Consider the following 13,039-nt stretch of genomic DNA (forward strand, 5'->3'; position numbering starts at 1 on the left):
TGATAAAAACAGCAGCTGCTGTTAACCCCCCAACGATGGGGTTCAGGTGCCCATTGGCCCTCTGGGGGTGAACTTCGGCCCTATGGGTGGGTTTGACATCCGTACTGCTGATGGAGTGGATACCGGCTTTGCCATCGGCGGCTCCACCTTGTATCGAATTGACCTAAACACCGGTCGGGCCACATCCCTGGGCACCCTGCCGGGTGGGCCGTTCTTTGGCTTGGCCGCCCTCTAGGAAAGCCGATTCCCATTTGCCTATCTAAATTAAATTAAATCAAGGTTAATCAACATTAATCAATGTTTTGGATTCATTGATTTGGAACCAATTGTTGGAATCGTTTTGAGATCGTTGCTGCTGTTGATCCTTGACCCGGCCCGATCCCAGCTCAGGATTGGGCCTTCTATCTCCCCTTAGCTCGGGGTTGACCTCCGCCTATGCAGACGATAAATTATGAGAGCCGCTGCCCTGCTTGGATTACTCTGGGCGATGCTTGTGCCTCTGCAGTTTCTTTCTCTTTTCCATCCCGTTTCCTCTTCCCACTCATGAAGATCGAGGGTGACAAAGCTGAGGAATCCCTGCAGGAAAAAACCGATGCAGAGGTGTTTGCAGCCCTAAAAGCAGGCCGGTCACAAGCTCTGGCCATTCTCTACGACCGACATGCCGGCTTGGTGTACGGAATTGCCTGCAAAATGCTGGGCAGTACTGCCGAAGCCGAAGATCTCACCCAGGATATTTTTTTGAACTTGGCTCGTTCCTCCTTTGATCCCAGACGGGGATCCCTGCGCACCTACCTGAGCATCTTGGCTCGCTCTCGCTGTTTGGATCGGCTGCGCTCTTGGCGGAATCGACAGCGCTCCCTGGAACAGGGCAGAGTGGAATTGCAGGGTAGTCCTGCTGCGGATCCCACCTTGGAGCAGTTGGCTCAAGCAGAGCAGGTGGTTGAGGTGCAAACGGCTTTGGCCGAGTTGTCCGAAAGTCAGCGGCAAGTCTTAAAGATGGCCTATTACGAAGGCATGAGCCAAACGGAAATTGCCAAGCAACTGGATCTGCCTTTGGGAACGGTCAAAGCCAGAGCCCGGCGGGGTTTGCTGCGGCTGCGCGAGTTGTTGGGAGGCCCCTCATGAAAGCCGAATCTGTGTCTCCCGAAGAACTGCAACTGTGGCTGGCAGGCTATGTGCTGGGGGATCTCTCCCCGGAAGAGGCCGACCGGCTGGAAGCCTTGCTCAAGCTGCGCCCGGAGCTGCACCGAGAACTGCAAGCGTTGCAACGGGCGTTGGAGACAGCCTACGGCGTGGAGGAAAAGCAACCTCCCCCCGCCCTGCGGGCTTCTCTGTTGCAGGCACATGCGGAGCAGGCAGCCCAACCGATGCGCACCCCCGCCTGGATTGCCAAGGGATCCCGTCTCTGGCAACGGGGCTTGGGGGCGGTGGCCGCAGGCTTGATCGTCGCTTTGGGGCTGGGGAACCTCTACCTGTGGCGCAGGCTGCAGCTAGCCCAGACGCAAGGGATCCCTGGCGAGGTGTTGACCTATGAATTGCAGCCGACTGCGGAGAACCTGGCCGGCTCGGTCAAGCTTGAGGTGGATCCCCAGCGCCTGCAAGGGCGATTGGTGGCCCAAGGGTTGCCGCCTTTGCCGGAAGGCCGGGTCTATGCCCTGTGGGTGGTGCTGGAACCGGAGGCGCCCTTTACCACCGATAGGGCGGGGGCCGTTCTCGTGGCAGCTTTTCCGGTGGATGAAACAGGAAATCGCCAACAGGAGCTGCGCCTACCGCCGGTGTTTGAATCTACAGAATGGGTGCGGGCTGTGGCCATTACCGAAGAGGATGGCAATCGTCCCCAAGAGCACCAGGGATCCCCTTTGTGGATTTCCGGCTAGGGATGGATTGGCGTGGCCCGATGGCACAAGTAGGCGATTGTGATGCAGATGGATGTCAACCCAGTCTTGTGACCAAGGCAGAAGGCCTTAAGATAAAAGTCGCCACCCCAGCGAAGAACTTGGAGGCCACCCCATGGGCGAAGCGAAGCGCCGTAAAACCCGCATCAGCCAAGATCCCGACCAAGAGCTGGTGTTTCCCAACCTCAAGGATATTCCCCTCACCAAAGGGCAAGCTCGCGCCATCTACAATTGGACAACCCGTGGCGCTTGGGCAGGCATCATTCTCCTGGCCATCATTTGGGTGGTGATCCGATTTGTAGGGCCTGCCTTCGGCTGGTGGCATCTGGTCGGCTGAGCCTGTCGGATCCCCTTTAGCATCCTTTGGAGTTTCCGTCTATGCGCTCTTATCTGGCAGCCGCCATTCAAATGACCAGCATTCCCGATCTGGCCAGCAACTTGCAGCAGGCGGAAGAGTGGATCGACTTTGCAGTGCGCCAGGGATGCGAGCTGGTGACGCTACCAGAAAACTTTGCCTTCATGGGGCCGGAAGCCGAGAAAGCCCGCCTTGCTCCTGAGATTGCGGAGCGGGCGGAGGAGTTTTTGGCCAAGATGGCCCAGCGTTACCAAGTATTTATTTTGGGAGGAGGGTATCCTGTGCCGGACGGGCAGGGCAAAGTTTACAATACCGCTGCCCTCTACAGCCCTGACGGCAAAGAGCTGGCCCGCTATCGCAAAATCCACCTGTTCGATGTCAATCTGCCCGACGGCAATACCTACCGCGAGTCGAACACGGTGGTCAGCGGAGATGAGGTGGTCACCTGCGAGCAAGAGCAACTGGGGAACCTCGGTTTGTCGGTCTGCTACGACGTACGCTTTCCAGAGCTGTACCGATCCCTGGTGGATCGCGGAGCCCAGATTTTGCTCATCCCTGCCGCCTTCACGGCCTACACGGGTCGGGATCACTGGCAGGTTTTGCTGCAATGCCGGGCCATTGAGAACACCTGTTACGTGATAGCCCCCGCCCAGGTGGGCACCCACTACGAGCGGCGGCAATGTCATGGCCATGCCATGATCGTGGACCCCTGGGGGACTATCTTGGCGGATGCGGGTGGCGAAAAACCGGGGGTGGCCATTGCTGAAATTAACCCAGAGCGTTTCCAGTTGGTCAGGCGGCAGATGCCTTCCCTACAACACCGTCGGCTGGCCTGCACCGTCACCCGCTAGGGATCCGCTGTGCCTTGGCCCCCCCTGATTCTCTACAGCAAACCCGGCTGCCACCTCTGCGAGAGCTTGGTGGAGAAGTTGCGGCAGATCCCCGAAATCCGTGATCTGGAAGTCCGCGACATCACCTCCAACCCGAGTTGGTGGGAGCAATACCAACTGGAAGTTCCCGTGCTCACCCTGGCAGGGGATCCCGAGCGACCTTTGCCACGTCCTTCCCCTCGGCTGACGGTGAGCCAGTTGCGGGCTTGGCTTGAGAAACAGCTCCGTTGAATTTCTCCTGCTGCTGCCGGAGCTTTCTCTGCCATGCCTATGGAGAGAGCAGCGATTCGCTGCGGGCGGTGTAGCCGGCTTGACGCAGGGCTTCAACGGCGGCTTGGGCATTGTTAACCCAAAATTGGGATCCCATTCTCACCCAAAGGGTATGGGGATGGGCGGTGATGGCAGCCACGACAGGAATGCGATTTTCTTCTTTAATTTCCGAGCGTTGGCGAGCGATTAGCGTCTGTAAACGGTATCGATCCTCCAGTGTCCCAGCAGAGTCGAGAGGGATCTCCACCGTTACCCAACTAACAGATTCAATCGGTTGTAAATCTTCCACAATCAGTTGCACCTGTTCATCCCGCTGATCCACTTTGGCCCAAACCAATAGCCGTTGATCCACCTCCAGGCAACCGCGCAAACGTTCATAGGTTTTGGGGAAGATCACTGCTTCACAACTGCCGGTGAGATCTTCCAGTTGCAAAATGGCCATGCGATCCCCTTTCTTGGTTGTGACATTTTTAATGGCAGTCACCAGGGCGAGAACGCCCACAGAGGCATCGGCTGCGCAGCCGCCCAAGTCAGCTAGGTTTACAGGGGCCAGCAGCCGCGCTTGCTCCTGAATGCGCCGCAGCGGATGATCCGAGACATAAAACCCCAGCAGCTCCCGTTCTAGCCTCAACTTTTCCTGAGGTGGAAAATCTTCAGTAGCCGGCCCACACGGAGCCTCCACAAATCCATTGCCGGCGCTGCTATTGCTCCCCAGTAGATCGAACAAGCTGGCTTGGCCGATGGCTTTGGACTTGGCTCGCTGCGCTGCCCAACTGAGGATGGGATCCAAATCGGCAATTAGTTGTTTACGATTTCCAGAAATACAATCAAAAGCGCCCGCACAAATCAGGGCCTCCAGGGCACGACGGTTAACAATGCGCAGATCCACCCGCTGGCAAAAATCCGCCAGAGAGGTGAAGGGGCCATCAGCTTGACGGGCAGCCAAAATGTTTTGAATGGCCCCCTCCCCTACATTCTTCACTGCCCCCAGACCAAACAAAATGCTGGATCCCTGGGGAGTAAAGTCCATTCCAGAACGGTTGATATCCGGCGGCTGAATTTGGATCCCAATTGACAAGCAATAGGTAATGTAGCGCTGTACCTTGTCCTGATCTCCCCCCACAGAAGAGAGCAAGGCTGCCATATATTCCGTTGGGTAATTGGCCTTGAGGTAAGCTGTTTGAAAAGTAATCAACCCATAGGCAGTAGAATGCGATTTATTGAAGCAATACTCGGCAAAAGCAACCATTTGATCAAACAATTCTGTGGCAACTTCTTGGCTTACACCCCGCTTGGCTGCCCCCTGCACAAATTGCTCGCGGTGTTTCTCCATCTCGGAGACTTTCTTTTTCCCCATCGCTCGCCGCAGCAGATCGGCTTGGCCTAAGGTGTATCCGGCCATGTCTTGGGCAATGCGCATGATCTGTTCCTGGTAGAGGATGGCTCCGTAGGTATCCTGAAGAATGGGCTTGAGGAGTTCGTGGGCATAGGTTACCGGTTTGCGACCGTGCTTGCGATCGATAAAGTCGGGGATCATTCCCGTATCCAATGGGCCTGGCCGGTACAAGGCCAATACTGAAGAAATATCTTCCAGGTTGGAAGGTTTGAGCTCCCGCACCACCTGCTTCATGCCAGAAGATTCCAGTTGGAAGATCCCTTCCAGCTCTCCCTTTTCCAAAAGCTGGTAGGTTTTCTTGTCGTCTAGGGGTAGGTTATCCAGATCTATATTGACGCCATTGTGTTCTCGGATCAGTTCCACTGCCCGCTGAATCATCGTCAGGTTGCGCAGACCCAAAAAGTCCATCTTCAGCAAGCCCAAAGACTCGATATCTTCCATCGAGTACTGGGTGATAATTTGGCCTTCATTGTTGTACTGCAGAGGCACGATCTCATCTAAGGGATCCTTAGCAATCACCACACCGGCAGCGTGAACCCCGAAGGTTTTGTTGGTGCCCTCCAACAAACGTGCCAGCTCGATCCAGCGGTGGGTGGTTGGGTCTTTCTCGTATTTTTCTTTGAACTCTGGAGCGGGAGTATCCTCGCCAATCATCTCTTCCAATTTTGCGGGCTTGCCTCGGGATACCGGGATCAATTTCGCCATTTTGTCGGCTTCTGAGTAGGGAATGTCTAAGACTCGACCGACATCTTTGAGAATGGCTTTAGAGGTCATGCGGTTAAAGGTGATGATCTGGGCGACTCGCTCTTGGCCGTATTTGCGGGTCACATAGTCGATCAGCTCTCCCCGCCGCTCGATGCAAAAATCCGTATCGATATCCGGCATCGATTGACGTTCTGGATTGAGAAATCGCTCAAACAGTAGGCCGTATTTAACCGGGTCAATGTTGGTAATTTGTAGGGCATAGGCCACCAGGGATCCTGCTGCCGAGCCTCGCCCCGGCCCCACCGGGATCCCCTGCTCGCGGGCATAGCGAACGTAGTCCCAGACCACCAGGAAATAGCTGGAGAAGCCCTTTTGTTGGATGATGTTCAGCTCAAAGCGCAGGCGCTCCTGGTAGTTTTGGGGGATCTGATCCGGCTGAGCAACACCGCAGCGCTTCGCCAGCCCCTGCCAGGCCAATTCTGTGAGATAGCTATCGGCAGAATGGCCCGGTGGAACCGGGTAGTCGGGCATGCGCATTTCCCCAAATAGGTCATAGCCCTCGATCTTTTCCAGCACCTTCAGGGTGTTGGCGATGGCCTCGTCAATCACCTCCTGTTCCAAATGGTCACGGCAGAGACGGCGCATCTCTTCTGGGCTTTTCAGGTATTCGGTTCCGGTGTAGCGAAGGCGATTTTTTTCAGTAAGGGATTTGCCTGTTTGAATGCAGAGCAGAGCATCGTGGGCCTCTACATCCCAGCAGGAAATAAAATGGCTATCGTTGGTGAGGATGATCGGGATCCCCAATTCGCGGGCGATGCGCACCAACTGCACATTGACAAAGCGATCTTCTTGATAACCGTGATCCTGAATCTCGATGTAATAATCATCCCCAAACTGCTCTTGGTACCAAGCGGCAACTTCACGGGCAATTTCTGGCCGCCGCTGCAAAATAGCTTGAGGCACTTCTCCTGCCAAGCAGCCGCTGGTGACGATCAGCCCTTCTTTGTATTGCACCAAATACTCTTTGTTGATGCAGGGGCGAGAGAAAATCCCTTTGCCTTGAATGCCGTGTAGATGGGAAATGGTGGTTAGCTTCACTAAGTTTTTGTAGCCCTGGGTATTTTTGGCCAGAACCACTTGGTGATACTTGGGGTACTTGCGGCTTTTGTCGCGGATATCGCCGTTGATTACATACATTTCATTGCCGATGATTGGAGTAATCCCTTTGCTTTTACACAGTTTCACCAGCTCTAACGCCCCATACATGACACCGTGATCCGTCAGGGCCAGCCCCGGCAAACCCATAGCCACCACCTGCTCGATCAGACGCGGCAATTGGCTGGCGCCATCCAAGAGGCTGTATTCGCTGTGGAGATGCAAAGGAACAAAAGACATGGCAACGCTATGGATAGTGGGATCCCTTTAACCTTAACTCAGCGTGTCCATTTCTCGACTGCCTGCAGATGCCGCTACAGTAAAGTCAGCTGATGTTTTTTCCCTTTTCTTGAATCTATGGATGCTCCCATTCGCCTCACCCAGTACTCCCACGGCGGTGGCTGCGGCTGTAAAATTGCCCCGGCCCTGCTGCAACAAATTCTTAAGGATGTGCCCCTGCTATCCCCAAATCCGGCTTTGTTGGTGGGAGCTGAAACCAGCGATGATGCGGCTGTCTATCAACTAAACGACCACCAAGCCCTAATTTTGACCACCGACTTCTTCATGCCGATTGTGGATGAGCCGGTGGATTTTGGTCGGATCGCGGCGACCAATGCCCTTTCCGATGTCTACGCGATGGGGGGCACTCCCATTCTGGCTTTGGCAGTTTTGGGCATGCCGGTCAATACCCTGCCGATGCAGGCCATCCAAGGGATCATGGCCGGAGGGATCCAGGTTTGCCAAGAAGCCGGGATCCCTTTGGCCGGGGGGCACTCCATCGATTCGCCGGAGCCCATCTTCGGCTTGGTAGCAGCAGGTTTGGCCCATCCGCACCACATTCGCCGCAATGCCACTGCCCAACCTGGGGACGATCTGATCCTGACCAAACCGCTGGGGATCGGGGTGATGACCACCGCCCTGAAAAAGGGTCAGCTCAGTGCGGCAGGCTACGCGGAAGTTTTGCAGGTGATGACCCAGCTGAATCGCATCGGCTCGCAACTGGCTCGGCGACCGCAAGTTCACGCCATGACGGATGTAACAGGGTTTGGCCTGGTGGGACACTTGCTGGAAGTCTGTCGCGGCTCGGGGGTGGGGGCCAGTTTGGATCTGGCTTCCATTCCGTTTTTGGCAGAAGCGCTCTCGCTGGCAGAGGCGGGGATCTTTCCAGGGGCGGCTCGTCGCAATTGGCAGGGCTATGAGGGGGTACAGGCAGAATCCCTGCCCGAGTGGCAGCAACTGCTGCTGGCAGATCCCCAAACCAGCGGGGGCTTGCTGGTGGCGGTGGATCCCGGCTACACCTCAGACCTCTTGCAAGAGCTGCACAGTGCCGGCTACCCCTACGCCCGTCGCATTGGCCGATGCCAAGCTGGAGACACCAGAATCCATGTTACCGGCAAGATCAGCCTCAGCCCAGCGGCAGCCTGAAGAAGACCCTCTGGCAATACTCACCATGCAAAGTCTCATGCAAAGTCTCGATAGAGGGCTTAGTATGAAGATTGCGTCAAGCAGCTCTGAGAAAGTTAAAGATACCATGTAAGGCAAGGGAAGGTTAGGATATCCTGAGATCTATGAGCGAGCTTCCCCCCAGCCGTAGTCTGGTTCAGCGAGTTGAGCCTGGCCAGCTGATTCGAACCCTCAGCAGTGGGCAACTGCTGATGGTGGATCCCCAGCGGCACAACGCCCTGATCATCTGCAAGACGTTTCATGCCGAGTTTGCCGGGCCAGGCGCTGCGGTGGGGGGGCCCTTGGATGTGGAGTCCGGCGGCGTTGTCCCGATTGGGGATGTGGTTTTGCTGCATCCGCAAGACCACCAAGAGCGGCAAAATGCCTATGCCAAGCGGCTGCACTGGATGCGTTGGCTGCAGCAAATCACCGACAATCCTTTGCCGGCCCAGCGGGCGCGGGTTTTGCTCTTTAGCTTAGAGGAATTTTTCTCTGCGGATTTGGTTAGCCAATTGCCCGATGACATTTTGGCACGGCTGGTGGGGGTGCTGCCCCAGACGATTGCTGCGGTGCGGATGGAGATGACGGCCCTCTACAGCCCCAGCTATTCCTTGGCAGGCTGAGCTTGTCTTGGACTGGGGAAGGGACTCGTCCTGCCAGCATGAATCGGTGACACCTTGCAGCCCTCTCTGCAACTGGAACAAGACACGATCAGCTACACTGCTGGCATTTGGTTCAACTGGACTCGACTGGAATCTCTGCCTTATGCAGTGGTGGAAACGGCTTCGCCGCAATCGATGGGCCCAAGCAGGAGCCTACATTCTTCTTGTTTTCTACGCCTGCGCCATTTTTGCCGAGTTCGTTGCCCCCTACAGCCCACTGGAATCTCAACCGGGGGGATCCCTTCTGCCGCCCACCGCCATTCACTTTTGGGATGAATCGGGCGCTTGGATTGGGCCCCACGTTTATCCAACCCGCCAGGGGCCAGTGGATCTGGAAACGGGAGAACGCCCGCTCTTGGTGGATACCAGCCGTCCAGCCGGGATCCGCTTGTTTGTGGCCGGTACTCCCTACCGTTGGTTGGGGTTGATCCCCTCCAATCGGCATCTGTTTGGCACCGTCCCGCTGCGGCCTGTTGCAGAAGCAGGACAAGTGGGATCCCCAATCGGCGAAGAGCCCTCTGTGGCACGGCTACACCTGCTGGGCACCGATGATCAAGGTCGGGACTATTTCAGTCGCTTGGTCTATGGCGGGCGCGTCAGCCTGTTTATCGGCTTGGCGGGCATTGGCATCTCTTTCCCCATTGGTCTGCTGGTGGGGGCCATATCCGGCTACCTTGGGGGCTGGGTGGATACGCTCCTGATGCGCTTGGCAGAGGTGTTGATGTCGATTCCGACGCTGTATCTGCTGGTGTCGCTGGCAGCGGTGTTGCAGGTGAATCCGCTGACCGGGGTGCCTTTCAGCAATGCCGAGCGCTTCTTGGTGATTGTGGTGATCCTCTCTTTTGTGGGTTGGGCGGGCCTAGCCAGGGTGATTCGTGGGCAGGTGCTGTCCTTGCGAGAGCGGGACTTTGTGCAGGCAGCGCGGGTAGCCGGGGCTGGATCCCTGTATCTGCTGGTGCGCCATATTTTGCCCCAGACAGCTACTTATGTGGTGATCTCGGCAACCTTGGCGGTGCCCGGCTACATTGCGGCAGAGTCGGTGCTGAGCCTCATCGGGTTGGGGATCCAACAGCCGGATGCCTCTTGGGGCAACATGCTCTCGCTGGCCACCAACGCTTCGGTGATCATCCTACAGCCCTGGCTGGTGCTGGCCCCCACTTTGATGGTGGTGCTGACCTCTCTATCCTTTAACCTGCTGGGGGATGGTTTGCGGGACGCCCTCGATCCTCGGGAAGGGTGAGCTGCTTCCCCATTGCGCCGAGTGAGGGGAATGGAGTGGCCTGCAAATCACCGCTTTCCGTCGGGATAGAGCCGGTTTAGACCCTTGCGAGCCTTAGCATGGACATCCAGGGTGGCATCCATTTTCAGGATCTGCCGGTAAACTTGCTCGGCACGAGCCACTTCCCCTTCCCGTTCCAACTTTTCTCCTAGCTTGAGCAAGTTTTGGGCTGAGAGATCTGCCCAAGGATTCTGTTCGGCTGTTGGCTCCTGCAGTTGCCGCAGCTCTTCTAGGCGCTCTTGCACCATCGGTCGTAACAGCCAAGAGTCATCCAGATCCAAAACCTCTCGGTAGTAGCGCTGGGCCTCTTTAAAGTTCTTTTGCTCGTCGTAGGCTTCCGCCAGTTGTAGCGCCAGTTCCGCTGTGGGCTGATCCTTAAACTGGCGATGCAGTTGGTTCAGTCGCCGCACAAAGGGGGATCCCTGCTGCGGGTTTTTCAAATCCGGGGCGTGCTGAACCGGCAGATAGTCGTCCCTCTCCGCCGATGGTTGAGGGGAAGGGGCAGGCTCTGCAGCTTGAGGTCGAAGGGGCGCTTGGCGGCTGATACTTTTGGGATCGATGGGGGTGGGCTTGTAAACCCAAATTGGCTGATCCGGAGGAGATGCGGGTGGGGTTGGGCGTGGGATCGGCTGCGGCAAGGGAATGGTCTTGCGATCCGGCGGTTCAGGAGATGGCTGCTTCAGCTCCTCAAGGGTGCTGGGAGGTTTGGGGGCCTGAAATTGAATCGCTTTGGGAGTCTCCCTGCCCTCTTGGGCCAATTCTCGGTACAGAGCGGCCAATTGAAGGTAACCCGCCTCCTCGTAGGCGGTGGCCAGCCAACGGGCATTCTCTGGGCTGGGATCCGCACGATAAGCTCGCCGGAGCAACTGCAAAGCAGTGCCGTAGTTGCGCTCTCGAATGGCTGCCCGTCCCAAACTCGCTGAGCTGACCCCGATGGTATCGCTGGCCATAGTCCCCCATCTGTCTTGGCGCCGACAATAGAGCTAAGAGTCAAGGCTGAGCTGCTGATAATTCAGGTTTTCCAAGCCAGCCACGTGGGTTGACGCTTGCTTAATATAACTGGATTCCTTGGCCATAGCATACCCTCACCAGCCGGGATGTTATCTGCTCGGACAGCTCCCTCTTGTTGAGATCTCTCGCTTTATATCAATTCAATGTCGATATTGAGGGTGGGATTGGATTGAGATCTGGATGCCAAGTTAACTTTCGGGCTAGCTTGTAGTCAGAGCTTCAGCAGCAACAGGTTCTGACGCCAACATGATCCAAGACTTTCGAGAGCGGTACCCCATGGGCAGCTTGCTCACCGATCTGTTGCGGGTGGAAGAAGGGATCTACATCGTCAGAGCCCAGGTGGTGGTGAACAACACGGTTTTGGGCAGTGGCATGGCTGGCTCGAACACCGTCGAAGAGGCGGAAGATGCTGCCTTGAAGCGCGCCCTCCACCACGCAGGATTTGGTCGCCCCACTTCCTCTTTGAGTTTGGGCATGGATTCTGCTGCCGCCAGGGTGCCTTATCTGCCAACTCCTGAGTTGGCCAACGGACACGCTCAGTCTTCCCCTGCTTCTCCAGCCCCTGAGTCGATAGGGATCCCTGCAAAGCCGACTCCCCCAGAGCTGCCCGGTCTAAGTGAGCCGGCGGCCTATGGGGATGACCTATCGGACATCATTGCCCAAACGGATGTGGAGATGCAGCGCATTGGCTGGGGCCGCAAGGAAGGACAAGAGTTTTTGGAACGTCGCTTTCAGAAGAAATCTCGCCACCAACTCAGCGACGCCGAGCTGCGGGAGTTTTTGCGCTACCTAAAACAGCAGCCCTCCCGCCTCAGCAGCGAACCCCGCTTTTGAAGTCTTCTCGGCCTTGCCGCCAAGATCTCGGGATCTGGAGATCTGGCAACTCCTATCTTCCAACTAGGGTTGTTCCGAGCCCGTTCAAGTAGCCTCTGACCCTTGCCCCCGGCCCCTCTGGAAGGGGGAGTTGGGAATCAAGCCAGCCAACTGTTTTACTGCTAGTTGGCTGCTACTTGGAATAAGCCCGTTCTACCGTCGGTGTCTTGCTGCTGCTGAAGCTAGGGCGCACCTACAATCACGCTGGTGTCTTCCATTTGCTTCACGACCGTTTCTCCCCCTTCCGAGAGCACAACCCGTCGCTCTGGCACCGATACTCCGGCCACCTTGGCGGTTTGGTAGTTTTGCCCGGCCTGCACCACAGCGGGAATGACACCTGGGCCAGAAACCAGAGCAAAGGACTCGCCGCCGATCTGTATCATCCCGGAAACCTGTACACTGCGGGCAAAGGCAGCCGGGTCGGGGGTAGGCGTTGGGATCGGGGTAGCCACGGCTACAGGGGCGCCATTGCCGCTGCCAGGAGGGGGCAAAACCGGAGGTGGAGGCAGGGGCGGCAGGACAATCTGCGGTTCAGGAGCGCGAATGTTCTGGGGCACAAAGGGATCCACACGGCCAGCCCCACTCAAGGCCCGCTGGGTTTCCTGCTCTCGATCCACTGGCGGGATCAGGCTAGAGGCAGCTTGGGTAGCCTGCAGAAGGGAGGGCACCGGCGGCGGGGGTTGATCGGGGGCGGTCTGGCCAAAGCCGGCAGGCAAGTTCACCGTTTGTTGGCGGGCGAGAGCTTGCATCTGGCTGGCTCCGCGGGCCAAGGTGGCGCTCATATCCTGTTCCCAAGTCCCTGCAGCATTCAGCCGCATGATCACAGGGCTGGTTCCCCCCCGAGACTCCACCCAAATTTCCGCTTCTGTGTCGCTCAATCGCCGCGAGCTGAGGATCCGGGATCCCGGAGCCAAGAGGGGCCGAAGCGCCAGTTCGGCCTCAGGAACAGCCTGTTCGTTGGCCAGAGCCGGGAACCAACGGGGGGCCAAAAACGCAACGCCCCCTGCCAACAGCAGGCCGGCTACAAGAAAGCAGGACAATGGGCGAGCAGGCAGCGATTTCAGCATAGAGACCACCGGGAGAGAGCATGACTCTAGTCAATAAT

The 13,039-nt window shown here is 57.0% G+C and carries 12 protein-coding genes and 1 pseudogene; 10 read left to right on the forward strand and 3 right to left on the reverse strand.

What is annotated here, in order from left to right:
- Positions 1-37: 37 nt before the first annotated feature.
- The 6 genes and pseudogenes from NW818_RS11370 to NW818_RS11395 all read left to right on the forward strand — a co-directional run.
- Positions 38-235 (forward strand): annotated as a pseudogene (locus tag NW818_RS11370) (DUF4394 domain-containing protein); the annotation flags it as partial.
- Between the two features lie 308 nt (positions 236-543).
- Positions 544-1,125 (forward strand): sigma-70 family RNA polymerase sigma factor, encoded by a 582-nt coding sequence (locus tag NW818_RS11375; protein ID WP_414418534.1) that lies wholly within the window; start codon positions 544-546, stop codon positions 1,123-1,125.
- Positions 1,122-1,877 carry an anti-sigma factor domain-containing protein gene (locus NW818_RS11380; RefSeq protein WP_414381903.1) on the forward strand — a complete coding sequence of 252 codons (756 nt, stop codon included), beginning with the start codon at positions 1,122-1,124 and terminating at the stop codon, positions 1,875-1,877. The genes NW818_RS11375 and NW818_RS11380 overlap by 4 nt, the downstream gene beginning before the upstream one ends.
- A 133-nt stretch (positions 1,878-2,010) precedes the next feature.
- Entirely contained in the window at positions 2,011-2,232 is a 222-nt protein-coding gene (locus NW818_RS11385) for a DUF2839 domain-containing protein (protein WP_414329235.1), read from the forward strand.
- Between the two features lie 41 nt (positions 2,233-2,273).
- The gene (locus NW818_RS11390; RefSeq protein WP_011432809.1) at positions 2,274-3,101 is read left to right on the forward strand and encodes a carbon-nitrogen hydrolase family protein; all 828 of its coding nucleotides are present in this window, start codon (positions 2,274-2,276) and stop codon (positions 3,099-3,101) included.
- A gap of 9 nt (positions 3,102-3,110) precedes the next feature.
- Positions 3,111-3,371, forward strand: coding sequence for a glutaredoxin family protein (locus NW818_RS11395; protein WP_011432810.1), 261 nt, complete (start codon positions 3,111-3,113; stop codon positions 3,369-3,371).
- Positions 3,372-3,408: 37 nt separating this feature from the next.
- Here the strand turns inward: NW818_RS11395 and NW818_RS11400 are convergent, their stop codons facing one another.
- On the reverse strand, positions 3,409-6,906 hold the full coding sequence (locus NW818_RS11400; protein WP_414424612.1) for a DNA polymerase III subunit alpha: 3,498 nt from the start codon (positions 6,904-6,906) through the stop codon (positions 3,409-3,411).
- 117 nt (positions 6,907-7,023) lie between these two features.
- Here NW818_RS11400 and selD point away from each other — a divergent pair, with 117 nt between their 5' ends.
- The 3 genes from selD (at position 7,024) to NW818_RS11415 (ending at position 10,011) form a co-directional block, all read left to right on the forward strand.
- Positions 7,024-8,091, forward strand: coding sequence for a selenide, water dikinase SelD (gene selD, locus NW818_RS11405; protein ID WP_414408045.1), 1,068 nt, complete (start codon positions 7,024-7,026; stop codon positions 8,089-8,091).
- A gap of 143 nt (positions 8,092-8,234) precedes the next feature.
- Complete coding sequence (locus tag NW818_RS11410; RefSeq protein WP_414381897.1) at positions 8,235-8,732, forward strand: hypothetical protein; 498 nt, start codon at positions 8,235-8,237, stop codon at positions 8,730-8,732.
- A gap of 142 nt (positions 8,733-8,874) precedes the next feature.
- Positions 8,875-10,011, forward strand: coding sequence for an ABC transporter permease (locus NW818_RS11415; protein ID WP_414413612.1), 1,137 nt, complete (start codon positions 8,875-8,877; stop codon positions 10,009-10,011).
- A gap of 47 nt (positions 10,012-10,058) precedes the next feature.
- On the opposite strand, the gene NW818_RS11420 is transcribed toward NW818_RS11415, so the two are convergent.
- Positions 10,059-11,000, reverse strand: coding sequence for a hypothetical protein (locus NW818_RS11420; RefSeq protein WP_414424613.1), 942 nt, complete (start codon positions 10,998-11,000; stop codon positions 10,059-10,061).
- A gap of 307 nt (positions 11,001-11,307) precedes the next feature.
- Between NW818_RS11420 and NW818_RS11425 the strand changes: the two genes are divergently transcribed.
- Positions 11,308-11,895, forward strand: a complete 588-nt coding sequence (locus tag NW818_RS11425) for a hypothetical protein (protein WP_414424614.1) — start codon at positions 11,308-11,310, stop codon at positions 11,893-11,895.
- Between the two features lie 221 nt (positions 11,896-12,116).
- Here NW818_RS11425 and NW818_RS11430 read toward each other — a convergent pair whose 3' ends face one another.
- Positions 12,117-13,001: a hypothetical protein gene (locus NW818_RS11430; protein ID WP_414424615.1), complete on the reverse strand. Its 885-nt coding sequence runs from the start codon at positions 12,999-13,001 to the stop codon at positions 12,117-12,119.
- Positions 13,002-13,039: the final 38 nt, after the last annotated feature.

Source organism: Synechococcus sp. R6-5, assembly GCF_047461775.1.
In the GTDB taxonomy this organism is placed as follows: domain Bacteria; phylum Cyanobacteriota; class Cyanobacteriia; order Thermostichales; family Thermostichaceae; genus Thermostichus.